Origin of the sequence: Bradyrhizobium sp. Mp19 (assembly GCF_029952935.1) — a bacterium.
GTDB lineage: Bacteria > Pseudomonadota > Alphaproteobacteria > Rhizobiales > Xanthobacteraceae > Bradyrhizobium > Bradyrhizobium elkanii.
This window is the reverse complement of sequence record NZ_JASAUT010000094.1, coordinates 1-18927: the sequence shown is the minus strand read 5'-3', so window position 1 is coordinate 18927 and position 18927 is coordinate 1. Positions and strand designations below refer to the sequence as shown.

Sequence of the window (18927 nt, the reverse complement as noted above, 5' to 3'; positions counted from 1 at the left end):
CCATCCCCGCCTCCCCCTTCAGATCGGTCTTAGAGAATCGCAGATTCGCCTTTGCGCAAAGCCCTCGCTTGCGGGGAAGGGCTGGGGTGGAGGCTCTCTCCGCGAGTCGTATCGTGGAGAGAGCCCCCACCCGGCGCTACGCGCCGACCTAAGAGCGAGCTTCGCTCGTCTCGACCCCGCAAGCGGGAGAGGTGGAACGAGTTTGTCTCACCAGACCCATTCAAGCAAACTTCATCGCGCGCTAGCGCACTGGCTCCTTGATCTCTTCTTCCGTCGTGACCGCTTGCGACGGTCCGGTCGCGCGCACCATCAGGAACGTGCCCGAGAACGCCGTGCCGCGGATGCTCCAGCGGCCGTCGATCTCGGTCGCGTCGGCGTTGACCGCGCCTTCATAGTGCACGGTGTCGTAGCCGTAGCCCGGCGGCTCGTAGCGTTTGACGAACGTAACGGCGCTGCCGGAGCGCTGACCCGCGAGCGAGGCATTGTGCGTGCTGATCGGACAGCCCGGCATCACGCAGGGCTCGGTCACGCTGCCGCCGAGCGCGCCGCCGGCGTCGATCAGCGTCGCCAGGAACGTGACCATGCCGCTCGGCTGAACATAGCTGCCGTCCCAGACGCCGGTGAGATTGTCGGTCATGTCGCTTGCCCGGATTGCGCTTGGTGAATTGCAGTGATCGATGTGGTGCAGGCAGCGCCTCAACGCAAGTCGCGCCTGCGTTCGCGCGGTTGCCTGACCGGGTAAAACGGTCTGTAATCCGACCAACAGATCAAGATGAATTCGGGAGCGGACATGACGGGAGAGGCGAAAACCCATTACGAGGTGATCGTGGTCGGTGCCGGCGTCGCCGGCATCTACCAGATCAAGCGGCTGGCCGATCTCGGCATCGACGCCACGGTGCTCGAAGCCGCGCCCGATCTCGGCGGCACCTGGTACTGGAACCGCTATCCGGGCTGCCGCTTCGATTCCGAGAGCTACACCTACGGCTTTTCGTTCTCCCGCGAGCTGCTCGACGAGTGGCACTGGAAGGAGCGCTTCTCGGGCCAGCCGGAGAATTTGCGCTACCTCAACTACGTCGCCGACAAGTTCGACCTACGCAAGCACATGCAGTTCAATTGCAAGGTCGAGACCATGCAGTTCGACGAGACGCGCGATCTCTGGCAATTGAGGATCAGTGACGGCCGCGAACTGACCTGCCGCTTCGTGGTGCTCGCGATTGGGCTGTTGTCGGCGCCGACCATGCCGCGCGTGCCTGGAATCGACGACTTCAAGGGCCGCTCGTTCCACACCTATTACTGGCCGCACGAGCCGGTCGATCTCAAGGCTAAGAAAGTCGCGGTGATCGGCACCGGAGCGACCGGCATCCAGCTGATCGGCGAGATCGCCGACAAGGTCGGCGAGCTCACGGTGTTCCAGCGCCGGCCGAACTGGAGCGCGCCGCTCAACAACTCTGCGATCTCCGAGGAGGAGATGGCCGACATCCGCGTCCGCTATGACGAGATTTTTGCAGCCTGCGCGCTGACGCCGGGCAGCTTTGTGCACGGGCCCGACAAGCGCGGCTTCTACGAGGTGAGCCGCGAGGAGCGGCTTAAGCTGTGGGACAAGCTCTACGACGAGCCCGGCTTCGGCATCTGGCTCGCTAACTTTCGCGAGATCTTCATGGATGAAGCCGCCAATGCGGAGCTCTCGGAATATATCGCGGGCCGCATCCGCCAGCGCGTGAACGATTCTGATGTCGCCGAGAAGCTGATCCCGCGGGATCACGGCTTCGGCGTGCAGCGGCTGCCGCTGGAGACGCGGTATTTCGAAGCCTATAACCGCGACAACGTGCAGCTCGTCGACCTCTCCGAGACGCCGCTGGTCCGCGTCACCGAGAAAGGCCTGCGCACCACGGCGCGCGACTACGATTTCGACATCATCGTCTACGCCACCGGCTTCGACGCCATCACCGGCGCCTACGACCTGATCGACATCCGCGGCATCGGCGGAGAGCGGCTGGCCGACAAATGGAAGCATGCGCCGTCGACCTTCCTCGGCATGCTCGTGCACGGCTTCCCGAACCTGTTGATGCCGACCGGCCCGCAAAGCGCCTCCGCCTCGACCAACTTCCCGCGCGGCATCGAGAACGGCGTCAACTGGTGCACGAATCTGCTGCAATACATGTGGGATCGCGGCCTGACCCGCGCCGACGCTACGCTGGAGGCGCAGCAGCGCTGGACCGCGCATGTCGTCAAGATGTACGAGATCATGCTGATGCGCAAAGCCAAGTCGTGGTTCACCGGCTACAACTCCAACGTCGCCGGCCACGAGGAGGGCACCGTCCGCTACTTCGTCTACAACGGCGGCACGCCGAAGTTCTTGGGGATCATCAACGGCGTCGCGGCGGAGGGGTATCGGGAGATTGAGTTTGGTGCGATCGCCGGTGGCGCCGTGCAGGAGGCGGCCACTGGCGCGTCGGCGTAGCGTAGCCCGCATGAGCGCAGCGATATGCGGGTCAGATAGAAACCCCGGATATCGCTTCGCTCATCCGGGCTACTAGCTTTGTTTTCAGGCCATCGCCACCACTATCACATCGAGCAGCGAACATACGGCGTCTCCACGGGCACCGGTTCCTTGGAGCTGAGTATGATCTTGTTCTCGCCGGAGAGCTTTATGTCGAATGACACGTCCGAAACCGCGACGCCGTCCGAGCACGCCGCAATCACGCGAACATTCTGCCCGTCATCATGCAGCGATTTGACGGTGCATTTCTGAAACGTGCCGGTGATTTGCTTGCCCTGGACGATCAAGCCGCCCGCGTTGAGGTCGGCATCCTTCTTGAACGCGAGCTTGTTGTTCTCCTTGGTGAAGACCTGATTGCAAGCCGGGGCGTCGATCGTCCAGGCTCCGCTCAAATCCGCAGCCTGTGTCGAGGCCGCTTGCGCAACGAGAAGTATGAATAGCACCGCATTGAAGGTTCTCATGAAACTCTCCAATCAAATGGTCACTAGACTGCTGGACCCTCTGCGAGGCGAACGTGGAATTGGCGCTCAATCGTCTATTTGAGGGCAGGGGTAATATCCCCGACGCAACCTTCATCGCTTTTGAGCGTCATAGCAAGCGATGAGATGGCGGATTTTTCGTTGATCCAAGTCAAGGTTCTGCGGAGCGCCTGGTGTGGCCCTGGGCCGGTTGCTGTCGTGACCGGCCCTCTACAAGCCGCACAAGTGAGTGCTCTAGTCTAGACGTAAAGGCTCTCGGCCCGCCTCTTCGTTCTGGATGGGAGCCCGTGGCAGGCCCGGACATGACACGCGGAGAGGCGAGGCCCAGCAGCGCTGGACCCGCGCACGTCGACAAGTTGTACGAGATCATGCTGATGCGCAAAGCTAAGTCGAGGTTCACAACGGGGCGACGGCGGAGGGGTATCGGGAGATTGCGTTTGGGGCGAGGGCGGGGAGTCGCGCAAAGGCGCCTGCCGATACATCAGCATAGTATGCTGTCCGAACGAGCGCGGCTATATGCGGGCTTGGCTCGGATGTCGTTTCGTTCGCCTCGGTTGTGTTCGGTTGAGCAGCTATAAGGCAGGTTCTCCCTTAAATAGACTTTCGAGCTGATTCTGGATCCTTGTCATATGCGGACCATTTCTTACCGATGCGATCTCCATCAAGCTTTTTCGGCTATGCTTAATGGCCCTGCTTCCGTGAGAGACGTACCTTGCCAGCAAGTTCAGTAATGTTTTTCCACGCAACAGGCGAGCATAGTTGGTTGACAGGGTCGGCAAAAAAAATGGGGCAAGGTGCAGTATATCCGCAACGATGCGGGAGGTCCGTAAGCATTTTCCCTGAAGCATCGACAACTTGGTTGGGATGATAATCCAATAACGATTCGTGTCCCTCGATGTGCTTTCTAACGGCGTATGAGAACCATTTTATTATCTGTTCTAGGTCCCGCTGGAAGTCCGCACGCTCATGCGCCAAGAGAAGCGATTCCATATCGCCGTCTCGATAGAGATCGTTCTCGATTGAATAGCCATCAGTCACAATGAGCGAAGGGTCTTTGTATTCAGATGGGATATGCGAAAAAAGCCATGTGTCTTGGTCAACGATAAAGGCAACTTGAATTTGAGGGAATTCATTTCGATGCCGGAATATTTCGAGGACAGTCCGCTTTCCTCCAACCGGCATTAGCGAAAGGCCGATTGCGGCGAAGCGTTCCTCAATTCTGCGAAAGACGGCATAGTCATCGGAACCCTCGGTGATGACTGTAGGAATGAAGGAGTGCTTTAAGGTCTGGACGTACTCGGACGCTGTAACGTACGCCTTAGCCATTAGCGGACGCCTCAGTTGGATCCTCTCCACGATCCATGTTCATCGCAACTTCTTTGTCTGGAAACTTTCCGTAAATGAATGGAGAGTGGGTGGCGATTATGAATTGATTTGAAGTTCCTTGAGCCTGAAGAATTGGAAATAACTGTCTCTGCCAGTCAACGTGAAGGCTCAGCTCCGGTTCGTCAATGAAGATGATACTATCCTTATAAAAGGCATTATAACAAATAAATGAGAGCATTTGCTTTTCGCCTGCGGACAACGCTTCCGAGCTGACAGCATTCGCAGCGTCGCCAAAGCTGAGCCTGGAATTCAGAACAATTCCGGTGTGCTTAAACAAACTTACAACGAGCTTTCTTACCGCCTCCAAAGGGGCGAGAATCTGTTCTCGCTGCTGGTCAAGGCCTTCGATTACGGATCGAATCGCGTCGATCACCGAATCGGGGCTTTCCGAGACGCTATGAGTTCCGGTCTCTCGCTTATATTCTTTGATGCGATCGATGATTTCTTGTGATGTCTTCTGTTGGAGCGTATTCGAGTGTTCCGACATTTCAGTGTACCGCCTCATGAGGAGGTCTACGATGTCGACTGTCGAAATTGACGACACAAAAGTATGAGCATTTACGCTCATTCGTCGCGAGAGATCGACGAGAGCTTCTTCAAGAGCAGCTTGATTTCGTGTCGTGGTTGGTCGTTGCGTGAGAAGCCCAGTCCGTCTCGGGGCAGCCTTGATCGAGAATCCCCCCTCGATTCTCCGGAAAGTTGGAAAGAAGACTGAGCTGCCAGTCTCCATAACTAGGCCGTTTGCCTCGTCGACGGGGTCGTTTTCCAGGTCTCCGTCTTCGTCGAAGAAGGAATCGATCTCGATTGTTTGGCCGTTGGATACGAACTTAATGCCGTCCGGATCGTTGCCGCGCCTATTTATTGTTATGCTGTATTCGCTTGTTTCAACGTGGACTGAAGTAAATGGGACTTCTCGGATCGCATGCTCAATATTTCCGCTAATAACGTACCATAGCAACTTCAGTAAGGTCGTTTTTCCGGAGCCATTTCGTCCGGTGAAAATGTTTAGGTCTGCATTGAGGGTCTTTGAAATTGGTGGGCTTTCGGATTTGGGCAGCCCGCTCACTTCGAACTTGTTTATCTTCACCGCTCGTCCCCCGTTGGCTCTCCCGCGTCCCACAATCTATCGGAGACTGGCCGCTGCGCTTTCCCCAACGCAGCGTTCCAGCACATTAGCATGTTTTCCTGTCCGATGCTTTCCTACAACACCCGATTGCTCTCCTTCACCTTGTCCGCATCGAGATAAACGCTAGATCCCATCTCCTTGAACTTGGCGCTCATCGTCGCCATGCCGTCCTCGATGGTGGCTGACACCGACATCCCGACGCCCGTCGGATCGTTGAGCGTCGCGGCGTAGTCGCGGACGTCCTGGGTGATCTTCATCGAGCAGAATTTCGGGCCGCACATCGAGCAGAAATGCGCGACCTTGTGGGCTTCCTTCGGCAGGGTCTCGTCGTGGAAGTTCTTCGCGGTGTCGGGATCGAGGCCGAGGTTGAACTGGTCCTCCCAGCGGAAGTCGAACCGGGCACGACTGAGCGCATCGTCGCGGAGCTGCGCGGCGGGGTGGCCCTTGGCCAGATCGGAGGCGTGGGCCGCGATCTTGTAGGTGATGACGCCGGTCTTGACGTCGTTGCGGTCGGGCAGGCCGAGATGCTCCTTCGGCGTGACGTAGCAAAGCATCGCGCAGCCGAACCAGCCGATCATCGCCGCGCCAATGCCCGAGGTGATGTGGTCGTAGCCCGGCGCGATGTCGGTCGTCAGCGGCCCGAGGGTGTAGAACGGCGCCTCGCCGCATTCCTTGAGCTGCTTGTCCATGTTGATCTTGATCTTGTGCATCGGCACGTGGCCGGGGCCCTCGATCATGACCTGGCAGCCCTTGTCCCACGCGATCTTCGTGAGCTCGCCGAGCGTCTCGAGCTCCGCGAACTGCGCGCGGTCGTTGGCGTCGGCAATCGAACCCGGGCGCAGACCGTCGCCGAGCGAGAACGAGACGTCATACTTGCGCATCAGATCGCAGATCTCGTCGAAATGGGTGTACAGAAAACTCTCCTTGTGATGCGCGAGGCACCACTTCGCCATGATCGAGCCGCCGCGCGACACGATGCCGGTGACGCGGTTGGCGGTGAGGTGGATGTAAGAGAGGCGCACGCCGGCGTGGATCGTGAAATAGTCGACGCCCTGTTCGCACTGCTCGATCAGGGTGTCCTTGTAGAGCTCCCAGGTCAGCTTGACGGGATCGCCGTCGCACTTCTCCAGCGCCTGGTAGATCGGCACGGTGCCGATCGGCACCGGCGAGTTGCGCAGGATCCATTCGCGGGTGGTGTGGATGTTGCGCCCCGTCGAGAGGTCCATCACGGTGTCGGCGCCCCAGCGGATCGCCCACACCATCTTGTCGACCTCTTCCTCGACCGACGAGGTCACCGCCGAGTTGCCGATATTGGCGTTGATCTTGGTCAGGAAGTTGCGGCCGATGATCATCGGCTCGAGCTCGGCATGGTTGATGTTGGAGGGAATGATGGCGCGGCCGCGCGCGACCTCGCTGCGGACGAATTCCGGCGTGATGAAGGCCGGCACCGCAGCGCCGAAGCTTTCGCCGTCGGCAAGCGCGGCCTCGGCGCGTTCGAGCTGTTGCTTGCGGCCGAGATTCTCGCGCTCGGCGACATAGATCATCTCCTTGGTGATGATGCCGGCGCGGGCGAACTCGAGCTGCGTGATCCTGTGGCCGTCGAGGCCGCGCAGCGGCGTGTGATGCGCGGTGAACGCCTTGGCGGCATGGGAGGCGCCGACATTGCCATTGTCCTCCGGCTTGATGGTGCGGCCCTCATATTCCTCGACGCCGCCGCGCTCCTTGACCCAGGCGAGGCGATTGCGCGGCAGGCCGGCGTTGACGTCGATCGTGACGTTCGGGTCGGTGTAGGGGCCCGAGGTGTCATAGACCGGCAGGTTCGGCTCGACGGCGCCCTCCGACAGCATGATCTCGCGCAGCGGCACGCGCAGATCGGGCGCGGCCTCCGGCGTCGCAAAGATCTTGCGCGAGGCGGGCAGCGCGCCGGTGGTGACGGCGGGACGGGTGGTGTCGGGATTGGAGCGGATGTTCATGAGGGATCCTCCGTTTTAATCTCTTGCGAAAGCGTTGTTCTCGTCACCCTGAGGTGCGCGCGTCAGCGCGCCTCGAAGGGTCGACGAGCCGGGCCGTCGCCCTTCGAGGGCCGCTGAAGAAGCGGCCACCTCAGGGTGACGGGTCGAATAGGGTGCAATGCCCAGCATCACGCGGCCTCCGCGTTGAGGCCGAGCCATTGTCTGACCCGCGCGTCGGGGTCGGGGTTCTGGGTGACGTCACTGACGACGGCGATCGAGTCCGCGCCGGCGGCGAAGATCTCGGCCGCATGCTCGAACTTGATGCCGCCGATCGCGACAAGGGGGATCGAGCCGATCCGCTTCTTCCACTCGGTGATCTTCGGAATGCCCTGCGGCTCGAACCGCATCGATTTGAGCGTGGTGAAGAAGATCGGGCCGAGCGCGACATAGTCGGGTTTTGCCGCAATCGCGGTGGCGAGCTCGGCATCATCGTGGGTGGAGATTCCGAGCGTCAATTTCGCTTTGCGGATCTCGCCGAGGTCGGCGTCGACGAGGTCTTCCTGGCCGAGGTGCAGATGCTCGGCGCCGGCGACGATCGCCGCGCGCCAATAGTCGTTGACCACGAGCTTGGTCGGCGTGCCCTTGGTCACTGCCAGCGCATCGCTGACGATCTGCAGCGCCCCGGCATCGTCGAGCTCCTTGGCGCGCAGCTGGATGGTGCCGACGCCGAGTTTTGTCAGTCGCTCGACCCATTTGATGCTGTCGACGACGGGATAGAAGGGATCAGGATACGGCATGCCAGAACGGGGTCCCAACGACAGGGGTGGAGGGGGAGGCGAAGTCGCGGGCTTCCATCAGCCCGGCTTCGTAAGCGGTGCGGCCGGCCTCGACGCCGAGGCGGAAGGCATTGGCCATCGCAACGGGATCGGCAGCTTTGGCGACCGCAGTGTTGAGCAGCACGGCGTCATAGCCGAGCTCGAGCGCCTCGGCGGCATGCGATGGCGCCCCCAAGCCGGCGTCGACCACCAGCGTGATGTCGGGCAGGCGGTCGCGCAGCAGCTTCAGCGCGTCGCGGTTGGTGATGCCCTTCGCGCTGCCGATTGGAGCTGCCCACGGCATCACCACCTTGCAGCCGGCGTCGACCAGCCGCGAGGCGACCGAGAAATCCTCGGTGCAATAGGGGAACACCTCAAAGCCGTCCTTGATCAGGATGCCGGCCGCCTCGACCAGGCCGACCACGTCGGGCTGCAGCGTGTCATTGTCGGCGATCACTTCCAGCTTGATCCAGGGCGTGCCGAATAATTCGCGCGCGAGCTTGGCGGTGGTCACCGCCTCCTTGACGGTGCGGCAGCCCGCGGTGTTCGGCAGCACGGTGACGCCGAGCTCGCGGATCAGCGACCAGAACGCATCGCCGGTCTTGCCGCCCGCCGCTTCGCGCCGCAGCGACACCGTGACGATGCTGGCGCCCGAGGCGCGGATCGCGTTCTGCATGATCGCAGGCGAGGGATACAGCGCCGTACCGATCAGCAGGCGGGACGGGAAGGATTTGCCGTAGAAGGTGACCATGATCCGTGGTGTCTCCTCAAATCACGCCGTCGTCCCGGCGAAGGCCGGGACCCATACGCCGCGGCCCTTCAAGAGGGCACGCGGGGCGTCGTTCGTTCCGCCAATAGCTGGTCGTGGTTATGGGTCCCGGCTTTCGCCGGGACGACATGGGGAGAGTGTGTGCGCCAGCCATCATCACCCTCCCTGCCGCGGCGTGATGATCTCGATTTCGTCGCCGGCTTTCAGCGCGGTGTCGGCCCAGCGGCTCTTCGGCACCACGTCGTAGTTCAGCGCGATCGCAAAATGCGTGCCCTCGTAGTCGAGCTCGGCCAGCAGCGCGTCGACGCTGTCCGCGTTGATCTCCCGCTGCTCGCCGTTGACGATCACGCGCATTGCATCACCTCATTGTCGATTTCGCCGCGCGCGAGATAGGCGAGCGTCAGCTCGGCCAGCGCCGGCGCGAGCAGGAAGCCGTGACGGTAGAGTCCGTTCACCGTGATGCGTTCCTGCTCGATCCTGATTTTCGGCAGATTGTCGGGAAATGCCGGGCGCAGGCCGGCGCCGAATTCGACGATGCGCGCCTCGGCGAACGCTGGATGCACGACATAGGCCGCGCCCAAGAGCTCCAGCGCCGAGCGAACGCTGACGCCGTTGTCCTCGGCCTCGATCGAGGTCGCGCCCAGCATGAAGCGGCCGTCGCCGCGCGGGATCACGTAAAGCGGCCAGCGCGGATGGATCAGCCGCACCGGGCGCGCCAATTCGACCTCGGAGGTCTCGATGATGATTATCTCGCCCTTGACGCCGCGCAAGCTCGGCTCGCGGTCGCGCGCGGCGAGCCCGCGGCAGTCGATCACGAGGCCGTCGAGATCGGCTGCCTCGGCGTCGCTGCCGAACTTGATGGCGCCGCCGGCCTTGGCGATCGCGGCATGCAGCCGCGGCAGCACGCGGCGCGGCTCGACATGGCCCTCGTCGGGATAGAACAGGGCGTCACGGAAACGGCCTTCGAGCGACGGCTCGAGCGCGCGAACGCCCTCGGCGTCGAGCCGGCGATGGCTGGTGGTGAGGCGGGCAAAGCGCTCGAAATCGGCGCGGTCGCGCGGATGCGCCACCACCAGCGAGCCGTTGAACGGGGTTTCCGGAACGTGCCGCCGCCACAGCTCGAGCGAGCGGATGCCGAGCCGGGAGATCACGGGCTCGGAGGCTTCCGCCTCGCACCAGGGCGCCAGCATCCCGCCGGCCCAGTGGCTTGTGGATTCCGTCATCGCGGCGTCACTGCGCTCATGCAGGGTGACGGCACGTCCGGCCTCTGCGAGCAGCAGCGCATGCCAGGCGCCGGCTATGCCTGCGCCGATGATGGTGACGGGGGAATCCCCCCGCGGTCTTGACGTCTGATACATCCCTGTCCCTTCGCCGGCATGACCCGGATCAGGTTCAAAGGGTCACCGCGGTCCCGGACTATTCGCCTACTGGCTAGTCCAAGCTTGCGGTATCTCAGCTCCTCCTTCGGAGCACCCCTCGGAACGCCCCTAATGTAGGCGGATAGGCTTGTGTGTCAACTTGTATGCCAGACGCGGGCGCGCTGCGGTGCCGCACCTCTTCATACCAGGTCGCTAGCGGAACGATCGCGTGAATAGCGGTGTGAACGGTGCGCGTCGCGGACGGCACGACCCACCAGCGCGATCCGGACGCGATCGGCGCTATTTTTCGGCCTGTTCCGGCTTCGGCTCGGCGGTATCGGCCGTCATTTGCTCCGACTTGGCGAGCTCCTTCGGCGGTGCACCCGCGCCGCCATGCTTCGCTTCCTTCAGGTGATCCCCGCGCTGGCGCTTTGCGGCGTAGTAATACCCGCCCGCGAAATAACGCACGGCTCGATCGTGATTGCCATTGGCGGCGCGATAGGCGCCGGCGAGGTACTTGATGCCGTATTTGAGGTTGGTCTGGGGATCGCGCAGACCCTCGGCGGTACCGGTGTAGCCGAGGCCGCGTGCCGTGCCGAGCTTGATCTGCATCAGCCCGATGGTGCCGCCGCGTCCGATCAGCTGCGGATGGTACTTGCTCTCGCGCACGATGACGCGATGCACCAGCTCTTCCGGCACGAGGTTCGCCTGGGCCTCGGCCGCCACCATCGCCTCATATTGCGCGCGCGATTGCGCCTGCGCGCTCGCGCAGGACGCCAGCACCGCGATCGCGGCAAGGCAGCCAAGGGCTTGTATGGTCTTCATCTCAGTCGCTCGGGGCTTTTAGATGCGCGTCGGTTCTGCGGTCTCATTGGTACGGCGAGCGGGCAGGAATGTGGCAAAACCTTCGCATCAGCGAACGTTATGCGTCCGTGATTGTCCGGATGCCGGTGGGCCGGCCGACGATTGCGCGAATGATGCTTCAAATTGTTCGCTTCAACCGTCTCAGCCAAAATTGTCTTGGCCTGCAATTTCCTTGTAATTTTTCTGACTAATTTTGCCGCACGCTATCCACAGCAGTTTGTCGTGCAAACGAATCAATGAAGGTCTAGACTTCATCCACGACAGGGTGCGCGATCGTTCAGTCAGCAGCTCTGTCCAAGCACGCAAGAAACAACATTCGGGAGATGCGCCATGGTCCGTCAGGACACCGGCTATTTGCCTCGCGAAAATCCCTGCGCGCAATGCGGCAAGCCGATCGCCCGCCCTGACTGGGTGGAGCACAGCGAAGGCCGTTCCTCGTTCTTGTGGAATTGCCGCGCCTGCAATTACCGCTTCGAGGCCATCGCGATCTACGAGGAAGCGGAGCTAATTACGCCGCTCGCCGCCTGACGTCTCATCACATCGGCTTGCGCTGATCAGGCCGCGGATTTCTGCCGCGGCCGCAATTGCTGTTGCCGCGCCGGCAATTCGATCCGGACCACGAGCCCGTGCGGCTTGCGATCGTGCAGCGACAACGTGCCGGCATGCGCGAGCACGATGGCGTTGGCGATCGACAGGCCAAGGCCGAAGCCTTCGGCCTCATCCATGTTGCGCGCCTGGTCGCCGCGCACGAACGGCTCCAGCACGCTCGCCTTGTGCGCATCCGAGATGCCGGGCCCATCATCCTCGATGTCGACGACGAGGCGGTCGGGCTTGACGTCGAGGCGGACGGCAACTTCGCCGCCGAACCGCACGGCATTCTCCACCAGATTGGTGATGCAGCGATGCAGGTCGGCCGGCCGCGCGGTCGCCATCGCGTGCTGGGGGCCCGCGTAGCTGACCTTGTGTCCCATGTCGGCGAACTGATCGGTGACGAGGTGCAGCGTGCTCGCGATGTCGACCAGCGTCATCTCCTCGAGCTTGCGGTCGTTGCGCAGGAACGACAGCACCGATTCCAGCATCGAGCGCATCTGGTCGAGGTCGCGCAGCATGCGGTGGCGGTGGGTCTCGTCCTCGATGAATTCGGCGCGCAGCCGCATCCGGGTGATCGGCGTGCGCAGGTCATGGCTGATCGCGGCCAGCATCTTGGTGCGATCGTCGATCAATGCGGTGATGCGCTCGCGCATCCGGTTCAGCGCCCGGGCCAGCGACCGGATCTCCTCCGGACCGCGTTCGGGCAGCGGCGCGGCGGCGCCGTTCAGGCTGAAGGTCTCGGCGGCCTTGACGAAGGACGACAGCGGCGCGGTCAGCGCCCATGCCGCCCACAGGCCGAGCAGGGTGACGCTGATGACGGCGAACAGCACCGTCATCATCCACGGTCCACCCCAGAACGGCCGCATGTGCTGATCCGGCGTCAGGTTGGCGGCGAACATGGCGCCGTCGGGCAGGCGGATCGCGACGCGGCGAATTTCGCCGTCATGCGGCGGGCCGCCAGCCTCGCGCGGCAGCAGGAAGATGCGATAGCCGGCGCCGAGCCGGCGCAGCGCGTGCAGGCTGGGCGTGTCGGTTTCGGTGAGCGCGCCGGCATCGGCCGGCAGGTCTCCGATCGCAAGTTGCGGGAAGGTACGGGCGACGTCGGCCACGAGCCGCGGCCGCTCCGACGCCGGGGCATGCCCGAGCAGCTGCGCGGCGGCGGCGAGCTGGGTGTGCCAGCGGTCCGAAGGCTCCACCCGATCAGGGCGATGGATCAGGAATGTGGCGGTGATGATCAAATGCAGCGCGACGATCGAAACGACGACCAGCGCCGCCATCTGGGCGCCGATCCCCCGCAGACTCAGCACGCGCAGCAGCTTCATGGTCAGTTGTTCGTGGCGGCAACCGCCTCCACCCTCGGCGTGAACACATAGCCGCCGGAACGCACCGTCTTGATCATGGTGGCTTCCTGCGGATCGGGCTCGATCTTGCGGCGGATGCGGCTGACCAGCACGTCGATCGAACGTTCGAACGAGCCGGCGCTGCGGCCCTGGGTCAGGTCGAGCAGGCTGTCGCGCGACAGCACGCGGCCGGGCCGCTCGCAGAAGGTGCGCAGCAGGTCGAACTCGGCGCTGGTCATGGCGACGCGCGCGCCTTCGGGGTTGCGCAGCTCGCGCAGGCGGATGTCGATACGCCAGCCGAGAAAGGTCAGCGTGGTCGCGCCCTCGATCGCGCTGGCGTTGCGCGCGGCGGCCTGCCGGCGCAGCACCGCGTTGATCCGCGCCAGCAGCTCGCGCGGGTTGAACGGCTTTGCCAGGTAATCGTCGGCGCCCATCTCGAGGCCGAGGATGCGGTCGACGTCCTCGCCGCGCGCGGTCAGCATGATGATCGGCGTCTGCGATTCCGCCCGCACCTTGCGGCACAGGCTGAGGCCGTCCTCGCCGGGCAGCATGACGTCGAGCACCAAGAGGTCCACTCGGTGGTCGGTCATCGCCTTCGCCATCTCGCGGCCGTCGGACGCGGTCGTGACATGACAGGAATTGGTGCGGAGATATTTTGCGATCAGGGACCGCGTCTCGCGATCGTCCTCGACGACAAGGATATTGGGCGCGGCCTGGGTCATACCGATCTTTTGTCCGTGATTCGGGGAAAGCGGCTCAGGAATTTTGTTTCAGTATGTGTCTGAAATCTTGCCCGGCTATCCGGGTTAACAGGTCGGCGGCAGGGAGAAAAGTTATCGTTCTGTCATCAATCCTGATGCCCTGGAATGCGGGCAGAACCCTTCCGGGACAGCGCATCGGTCCCTAGCCGCCATGGCAGCCGGAGAAAGGGAAGGGCGGCTGTCATATCCAGGGCGGAACCCGTCCCCCTTGCGACGCGTTATTTCCCTTTCAGGTCAGGGAGGGTGAGATGGCTGTCGAGGTCGAGACCAGGCCGCATCAGCTCATTGCAAGCGACCGGGTCGAGGGGACGGCGGTGCGCCGGGCCAATGGCGACATGATCGGCCATATCGAGCGGCTGATGATCGACAAGATCTCGGGCAAGGTATCGTACGCGGTGTTGAGCTTCGGCGGCTTCCTGGGCATCGGAACCAATTTGATCCCGCTGCCCTGGGGCCGGCTGCACTACAACCCGAAGTTCGAGGCCTATGAGCTCGACATCGAGGACGAGGAGCTGAAGCGCGCGCCGTCGTTCCGTGCCGACAAGGATTTCGATTGGGGCGATCGCTCGCAGGAAGTCGAGCTGCATCGCTTCTACGGCGTGCCGCCCTATTGGGGCGGCTTCTGATCGCGCGGCAACATGCGCGCATGACGACGCTCGTCGATCGATGATGCGGTCGCTGGGCGAGCGTGCGGCTTGTGCAGCGCGGTTCGCCGGGACGACTTAGTGAGCCAAACATCGTCACATCATGGACTGCGCGTCCGGCGCAGTCGTGAGGCTCAACCGCAAGCTTAGTTGAGAGATCACGATCACTTTCGTCAAGCGGCGCAGCGTTCCATGCGCTGAAAGTCCACATCCGCCAGTCGGCCGCATCGCCTTATCGTGTTCCTCGGCATCCAAGCGGCTTTTGATCGCAGGTCCGTTAGGAACGGTTGCGAAGATGACGGGTTTTCCCAGCATCGATTTTGGAAGAGGAGAGCCATCAATGTTGGTCAAATCCATCGTCGCCGGCCTCGCCGGCACCGCGCTGCTTGCGACCGTCGCCGTTGCGCAGACGCCAACCGACAAGGGCGACAAGATGTCTCCTGCGGCCACGTCGCCGGCTCCAGCGGCATCGACGTCAGCGACGTCGCCGACCGAGTTCAAGGGCAACTGGCGTGCGTCGAAGGTCGCCGGACTCAGCGTCTATAACGACAAGAACGAGAGCGTCGGGTCGATCAACGATCTGCTGATGGACAAGAGCGGTACGATCAAGGCGGTCGTGATCGGTGTCGGCGGCTTCCTTGGCGTCGGCGAGCATCTGGTCGCCGTGCCGCTCGACAAGGTGAAGTTCGTCAGCGAGCCGATCGCCTATACCGGCGCGTCCAACAGCACCGGCGGCACCGCCAAGACGAACACCACCACGGGCGCAGCCCCGGCGGCGGCGGCGTCGAAGCCGAATCCCTGGTATCCGGATCACGCCGTGTTCAACGCGTCCAAGGATGAACTGAAGGCGATGCCTGAGTTCAAGTACTCGACCGACTAAGGCATATCGCGACCTGCAAGAAAAAAGCGCGTCCGGCTGCTGCCGGGCGCGCTTTTTGTTGGCCGATGGATAAAATCCGGGAAGAATGTAAGGATTAGGTCAGGCAATCCAATTCGGACAGCGCGTCTCCAGGCATTGGAGAGGTGAGGCGTAGGAGAGGTCAGGTCCGCGAAGCGACCCGTTGCAATCTTCATCAACCAATTGAGCTTACGTAATCCTTCTTTGAATGGCTGAACCTGATGAATGACAAGGACCGCGAGAGCGGCGATCCCGCGGTAGCCCGAATTCGCGGCCGCTACCCGCAATACACGCGGCGCCGGTTGCAAGGCTTTGCGGAGCGGCTGCAACAGAAGGTTCATGCCGACCGCGTGCCGGTCAGTTCGCTCGCGCTTGCCGGTCCCACCGAGCGGATCAGCCTCGAGGACGCGCTCAAGCTCGATTATCGGGCGGTCCCACTGGGCGAGACGCTGGGACCGCTGTGGGCGACTTATTGGGTGCACGTCGTGGCCGAGGTGCCGCAGGCCTGGGCCGGCTCGCGCGTGGATCTGTATTGGGACAGCCGCTCGGAAGCGCTGCTGTGGCTCAACGGACGTTCCTCGCAGGGTCTCAATCCCGGCCGCCACATCGCGCCGCTCGTTCAGTCGGCCCGCGGCGGGGAGACCGTCAGCTTCCATGTGGAGGTGGCATGCAACGGCCTGTTCGGCGCGTTCTGGAGCGATCCGCAGGCCTACGCGCTGGTCGCCTGCGAGCTGCGCCGCTTCGATCCCGAAGCCTCGGCATTCTATTTCGACTACGAAGTGCTGCGCCAGCTCGAGGCTGACCGCGATCCCACGACAAGGTCGAGGTCATACGGAGCTGTCGGAGAGACGGCGCAGCCGGCGCTGGATCGGACCTGGGCGGGGCGCCTGCTGCACGATCTCAACCGTATCTGTAACATCACCGATCCCGACGATCGCGCGACATGGCCGGCGGCGCGGGCGATCCTCGACGACCTGCTCGCGGCACGAAACGGCAGCATCACCCACGAGATGTCGGCGATCGGCCACGCCCATCTCGACACGGCATGGCTGTGGCCGCTGGCGGAAACCCGGCGCAAGGCGCAACGCAGCTTCTCCACGGCGGTGGCGCTGATGGAACGCTATCCCGATTTCAAGTTCGCCTGCTCGCAGGCCTATCAGTATGCCGTCATCGAGCAGAATGACCCTGACCTGTTCGCCCGAATTCGCGCCAAGGCCGCCGCGGGCCAATGGATTCCGGTCGGCGGCAGCTGGATCGAGCCGGACTGCAATCTGCCGTGGGGCGAGTCGATCTGCCGTCAGTTCCTCTATGGTCAGCGCTATTTCGAGCAAACGTTCGGCGCGCGCTCCAGCGTGTTCTGGAATCCCGACGTGTTCGGCTACGACGCCCAGCTGCCGCAGCTGATGCAGTCGGCGGGGATGTCGCGCTTCCTGACCCAGAAGCTGTCGTGGAACAGATTCACCTCACCGCCACATCACAGCTTCCATTGGCGCGGACTGGACGGCAGCACGGTGCTGGCGCATTTCCCGCCGGCGGACACCTACAACGGATCGGCGCAGGTCGCGGAGCTCCGCTATCACGCCGCCAATTACAAGGACGCCGACCGTTCGTCCGACGCACTCTATCTGTTCGGCTATGGCGACGGCGGCGGCGGTGCCGACGAGACGATGCTCGAGACGTTGCAGCGCGCAACGGACTTGCAGGGGCTGCCGCGGATTCAGTTTCGCTCCGTCGACGAGTTCTTCGACCGCCTGGCGATATCGGCGCCGGATCTGGCGACGATCGAGGGCGAGCTCTATCTCGAATATCATCGTGGCACCTACACCACGCAGGCCGAGACCAAGCGCCTCAACCGCGCTTGCGAGGCCGGCCTTCAGGCACTCGAATTCGTGACCACTGTCGCGGCTGCCTGCCGGCAACCGGCGCCATCCGCACAGGAGATCGAAGCGCTGTGGCGCACGCTGCTGGTCAACCAGTTCCACGACATCATTCCCGGCAGCAGCATCCGCGAGGTCTATGAACGTGCGGAGGTCGAACTCGCCGGCGTGGCGGAGGAGGCCGGGCGTCGCACGCAAGCCGTGCTGGCGACACTGTGCGATCCCGAAGACGGCAATTGGACACCCATCAACACGCTGGGGTGCGCGCGTGCCGAGGTCGCGTCCGACCCCGACGGCAAGCTTCGTCACATCATCGCCGCGCCGTTTGCGGCGGGCGAAACGACGACGACCGACGATCGCGTTGTGGTCGCCGCCGATCCGGACGGCTTCGTGCTGTCGAACGCGCGGCTCGAAGCGCGCATTGACCGTAGCGGGCTTGTTCGGTCGCTGTTGCATGTTGCGACCGGCCGCGAGACCTTCGCATCACCGGCAGCCCGGCTGCTGCTGCTCGATGACCGGCCGCTCGATTTCGAGGCGTGGGATATCGATCCGTTCGCGCTGGAGACCGCGCGCGAGGTAACGGGGGAGGTGAGCTGCGCCGTGCTGTCGGATGGCGGACTGCGCGGCGAGGTCCGTTTCGAGCGCGGGCTCGGACGCGCGAGCCGGCTCGCGCAGGTGATCCGCCTCGCTGCCGGCGCCGATCATCTCGAATTCGAAACCACGGTCGATTGGCAGGAGCGCAAGACGGCGCTGAAAGTTATGTTCCCGGTGGCCTGCCGTGCATCCAACGCAACCTATGAAACCATGTTCGGCGCAACCGAGCGGCCGACGCATGCCAACACGGATGCCGATGCGGCCAAGTACGAGGTGCCCGGCCATCGCTGGGCCGATCTCGCCGAGCCGGATTTCGGTGTGTCGCTGCTCAGCGACTGCCGTCACGGCTATTCGGCGTTCGGCAACCAGCTCGCGCTGACGCTGCTGCGCGGCTCCGAATTGCCCGATCCGCAGGCCGATATCGGGCGGCACCAGATGCGCTATGCGATCTATCCCCATCACGGCGATTGGCGCAGCGCGGACACGGTCGGGCGCGCCTTGCGGTTCGAGCGTCCGGTGCTGTGGACGAGGGGAAAACCGCGCGCGCCGTTGCGACACTCGCTTTTGGCCGCGTCCCCGGCCAACGTGATCGTCGATACGATCAAGCCCGCCGAAGATAGCGACGGCTGGGTGGTACGGCTCTACGAGAGCGCAGGCATTCGCGCCGCCGCGGCGCTCGATTTCGGCGTCGACATCGCGTCGGTGTGGATGAGCAACACCCTGGAAGACCGCATCGAGGCCCTGCCGATCGAGGATCGGGGGTGCCGCCTGGCGCTGCGTCCGTTCCAGATCGCAACGCTGCGGGTCTTCCAGGCGTAGTGCTTGCAGTGAACTTTCGCCCCGCCCCGGCTTGCGCGGAGAGGCCGGATCGCATCGCTCGACGCGATCCGGTGTGGACTAAAGCGTGATGGCATTAAGTTCGATAGCCTGAATTTTTGAGGTAGTTGGCACATTCCTCGGAGGTGAAGGCGTC

At 63.0% G+C, this 18927-nt stretch carries 18 protein-coding genes and 1 riboswitch; of the genes, 5 read left to right on the top strand and 13 right to left on the bottom strand.

Annotation, left to right across the window (positions count from 1 at the left end):
- Positions 1 to 241: 241 nt before the first annotated feature.
- Positions 242 to 637, bottom strand: coding sequence for a hypothetical protein (locus QJT82_RS42900; protein ID WP_028344212.1), 396 nt, complete (start codon positions 635 to 637; stop codon positions 242 to 244).
- A gap of 153 nt (positions 638 to 790) precedes the next feature.
- On the opposite strand from QJT82_RS42900, the gene QJT82_RS42895 reads away from it, so the two are divergent.
- Positions 791 to 2461: an NAD(P)/FAD-dependent oxidoreductase gene (locus QJT82_RS42895; protein ID WP_028344213.1), complete on the top strand. Its 1671-nt coding sequence runs from the start codon at positions 791 to 793 to the stop codon at positions 2459 to 2461.
- Positions 2462 to 2565: 104 nt separating this feature from the next.
- Here QJT82_RS42895 and QJT82_RS42890 read toward each other — a convergent pair whose 3' ends face one another.
- The 9 genes from QJT82_RS42890 to QJT82_RS42850 form a co-directional block, all read right to left on the bottom strand.
- Complete coding sequence (locus tag QJT82_RS42890; RefSeq protein WP_028344214.1) at positions 2566 to 2961, bottom strand: hypothetical protein; 396 nt, start codon at positions 2959 to 2961, stop codon at positions 2566 to 2568.
- 699 nt (positions 2962 to 3660) lie between these two features.
- Positions 3661 to 4305 (bottom strand): DUF4435 domain-containing protein, encoded by a 645-nt coding sequence (locus QJT82_RS42885; RefSeq protein ID WP_028344215.1) that lies wholly within the window; start codon positions 4303 to 4305, stop codon positions 3661 to 3663.
- A complete protein-coding gene (locus tag QJT82_RS42880) occupies positions 4298 to 5452 on the bottom strand; it encodes an ATP-binding protein (RefSeq protein ID WP_028344216.1) in 1155 nt (384 codons plus the stop codon). The genes QJT82_RS42885 and QJT82_RS42880 overlap by 8 nt, the downstream gene beginning before the upstream one ends.
- A gap of 113 nt (positions 5453 to 5565) precedes the next feature.
- The gene (thiC, locus tag QJT82_RS42875) at positions 5566 to 7464 is read right to left on the bottom strand and encodes a phosphomethylpyrimidine synthase ThiC (protein WP_028344217.1); all 1899 of its coding nucleotides are present in this window, start codon (positions 7462 to 7464) and stop codon (positions 5566 to 5568) included.
- 167 nt (positions 7465 to 7631) lie between these two features.
- The gene (thiE, locus tag QJT82_RS42870) at positions 7632 to 8240 is read right to left on the bottom strand and encodes a thiamine phosphate synthase (RefSeq protein WP_028344218.1); all 609 of its coding nucleotides are present in this window, start codon (positions 8238 to 8240) and stop codon (positions 7632 to 7634) included.
- Positions 8227 to 9009 (bottom strand): thiazole synthase, encoded by a 783-nt coding sequence (locus tag QJT82_RS42865; RefSeq protein WP_028344219.1) that lies wholly within the window; start codon positions 9007 to 9009, stop codon positions 8227 to 8229. The genes thiE and QJT82_RS42865 overlap by 14 nt, the downstream gene beginning before the upstream one ends.
- 174 nt (positions 9010 to 9183) lie before the next feature.
- Complete coding sequence (gene thiS, locus QJT82_RS42860; RefSeq protein ID WP_028344220.1) at positions 9184 to 9381, bottom strand: sulfur carrier protein ThiS; 198 nt, start codon at positions 9379 to 9381, stop codon at positions 9184 to 9186.
- A complete protein-coding gene (locus tag QJT82_RS42855) occupies positions 9372 to 10385 on the bottom strand; it encodes an FAD-dependent oxidoreductase (RefSeq protein WP_028344221.1) in 1014 nt (337 codons plus the stop codon). The genes thiS and QJT82_RS42855 overlap by 10 nt, the downstream gene beginning before the upstream one ends.
- Positions 10373 to 10514: riboswitch (TPP riboswitch) on the bottom strand. Its footprint overlaps the gene before it by 13 nt.
- Positions 10515 to 10685: 171 nt before the next feature.
- Positions 10686 to 11210 (bottom strand): lytic transglycosylase domain-containing protein, encoded by a 525-nt coding sequence (locus tag QJT82_RS42850; RefSeq protein ID WP_028344222.1) that lies wholly within the window; start codon positions 11208 to 11210, stop codon positions 10686 to 10688.
- Positions 11211 to 11579: 369 nt separating this feature from the next.
- Here QJT82_RS42850 and QJT82_RS42845 point away from each other — a divergent pair, with 369 nt between their 5' ends.
- Complete coding sequence (locus QJT82_RS42845; RefSeq protein WP_028344223.1) at positions 11580 to 11777, top strand: hypothetical protein; 198 nt, start codon at positions 11580 to 11582, stop codon at positions 11775 to 11777.
- Between the two features lie 26 nt (positions 11778 to 11803).
- Here the strand turns inward: QJT82_RS42845 and QJT82_RS42840 are convergent, their stop codons facing one another.
- Together QJT82_RS42840 and QJT82_RS42835 are read right to left on the bottom strand one after the other, a co-directional pair.
- Positions 11804 to 13162, bottom strand: a complete 1359-nt coding sequence (locus QJT82_RS42840; RefSeq protein ID WP_028344224.1) for an ATP-binding protein — start codon at positions 13160 to 13162, stop codon at positions 11804 to 11806.
- A gap of 2 nt (positions 13163 to 13164) precedes the next feature.
- Complete coding sequence (locus tag QJT82_RS42835; protein ID WP_018273044.1) at positions 13165 to 13902, bottom strand: response regulator; 738 nt, start codon at positions 13900 to 13902, stop codon at positions 13165 to 13167.
- A gap of 287 nt (positions 13903 to 14189) precedes the next feature.
- On the opposite strand from QJT82_RS42835, the gene QJT82_RS42830 reads away from it, so the two are divergent.
- Positions 14190 to 14567: a PRC-barrel domain-containing protein gene (locus QJT82_RS42830; protein ID WP_028344225.1), complete on the top strand. Its 378-nt coding sequence runs from the start codon at positions 14190 to 14192 to the stop codon at positions 14565 to 14567.
- Positions 14568 to 14681: 114 nt separating this feature from the next.
- On the opposite strand, the gene QJT82_RS42825 is transcribed toward QJT82_RS42830, so the two are convergent.
- Complete coding sequence (locus tag QJT82_RS42825) at positions 14682 to 14942, bottom strand: hypothetical protein (RefSeq protein WP_155258775.1); 261 nt, start codon at positions 14940 to 14942, stop codon at positions 14682 to 14684.
- Between QJT82_RS42825 and QJT82_RS42820 the strand changes: the two genes are divergently transcribed.
- Entirely contained in the window at positions 14926 to 15465 is a 540-nt protein-coding gene (locus tag QJT82_RS42820; RefSeq protein ID WP_028344227.1) for a PRC-barrel domain-containing protein, read from the top strand. The genes QJT82_RS42825 and QJT82_RS42820 overlap by 17 nt on opposite strands.
- A gap of 239 nt (positions 15466 to 15704) precedes the next feature.
- Positions 15705 to 18773, top strand: coding sequence for a glycoside hydrolase family 38 C-terminal domain-containing protein (locus tag QJT82_RS42815; protein ID WP_028344228.1), 3069 nt, complete (start codon positions 15705 to 15707; stop codon positions 18771 to 18773).
- Positions 18774 to 18927 lie beyond the last annotated feature (154 nt).

What these genes read in the sequence shown, in the direction of transcription:
- thiE (WP_028344218.1), bottom strand. Translation starts at nt 8,240, where the DNA reads ATGCCGTATCCTGATCCCTTCTATCCCGTCGTCGACAGCATCAAATGG.
- QJT82_RS42845 (WP_028344223.1), top strand. Translation starts at nt 11,580, where the DNA reads ATGGTCCGTCAGGACACCGGCTATTTGCCTCGCGAAAATCCCTGCGCG.
- QJT82_RS42835 (WP_018273044.1), bottom strand. Translation starts at nt 13,902, where the DNA reads ATGACCCAGGCCGCGCCCAATATCCTTGTCGTCGAGGACGATCGCGAG.
- QJT82_RS42885 (WP_028344215.1), bottom strand. Translation starts at nt 4,305, where the DNA reads ATGGCTAAGGCGTACGTTACAGCGTCCGAGTACGTCCAGACCTTAAAG.
- QJT82_RS42865 (WP_028344219.1), bottom strand. Translation starts at nt 9,009, where the DNA reads ATGGTCACCTTCTACGGCAAATCCTTCCCGTCCCGCCTGCTGATCGGT.
- QJT82_RS42895 (WP_028344213.1), top strand. Translation starts at nt 791, where the DNA reads ATGACGGGAGAGGCGAAAACCCATTACGAGGTGATCGTGGTCGGTGCC.
- QJT82_RS42820 (WP_028344227.1), top strand. Translation starts at nt 14,926, where the DNA reads ATGTTGGTCAAATCCATCGTCGCCGGCCTCGCCGGCACCGCGCTGCTT.
- QJT82_RS42890 (WP_028344214.1), bottom strand. Translation starts at nt 2,961, where the DNA reads ATGAGAACCTTCAATGCGGTGCTATTCATACTTCTCGTTGCGCAAGCG.
- QJT82_RS42825 (WP_155258775.1), bottom strand. Translation starts at nt 14,942, where the DNA reads ATGGATTTGACCAACATTGATGGCTCTCCTCTTCCAAAATCGATGCTG.
- QJT82_RS42815 (WP_028344228.1), top strand. Translation starts at nt 15,705, where the DNA reads ATGAATGACAAGGACCGCGAGAGCGGCGATCCCGCGGTAGCCCGAATT.
- QJT82_RS42830 (WP_028344225.1), top strand. Translation starts at nt 14,190, where the DNA reads ATGGCTGTCGAGGTCGAGACCAGGCCGCATCAGCTCATTGCAAGCGAC.
- thiS (WP_028344220.1), bottom strand. Translation starts at nt 9,381, where the DNA reads ATGCGCGTGATCGTCAACGGCGAGCAGCGGGAGATCAACGCGGACAGC.
- thiC (WP_028344217.1), bottom strand. Translation starts at nt 7,464, where the DNA reads ATGAACATCCGCTCCAATCCCGACACCACCCGTCCCGCCGTCACCACC.
- QJT82_RS42900 (WP_028344212.1), bottom strand. Translation starts at nt 637, where the DNA reads ATGACCGACAATCTCACCGGCGTCTGGGACGGCAGCTATGTTCAGCCG.
- QJT82_RS42850 (WP_028344222.1), bottom strand. Translation starts at nt 11,210, where the DNA reads ATGAAGACCATACAAGCCCTTGGCTGCCTTGCCGCGATCGCGGTGCTG.
- QJT82_RS42855 (WP_028344221.1), bottom strand. Translation starts at nt 10,385, where the DNA reads ATGTATCAGACGTCAAGACCGCGGGGGGATTCCCCCGTCACCATCATC.
- QJT82_RS42840 (WP_028344224.1), bottom strand. Translation starts at nt 13,162, where the DNA reads ATGAAGCTGCTGCGCGTGCTGAGTCTGCGGGGGATCGGCGCCCAGATG.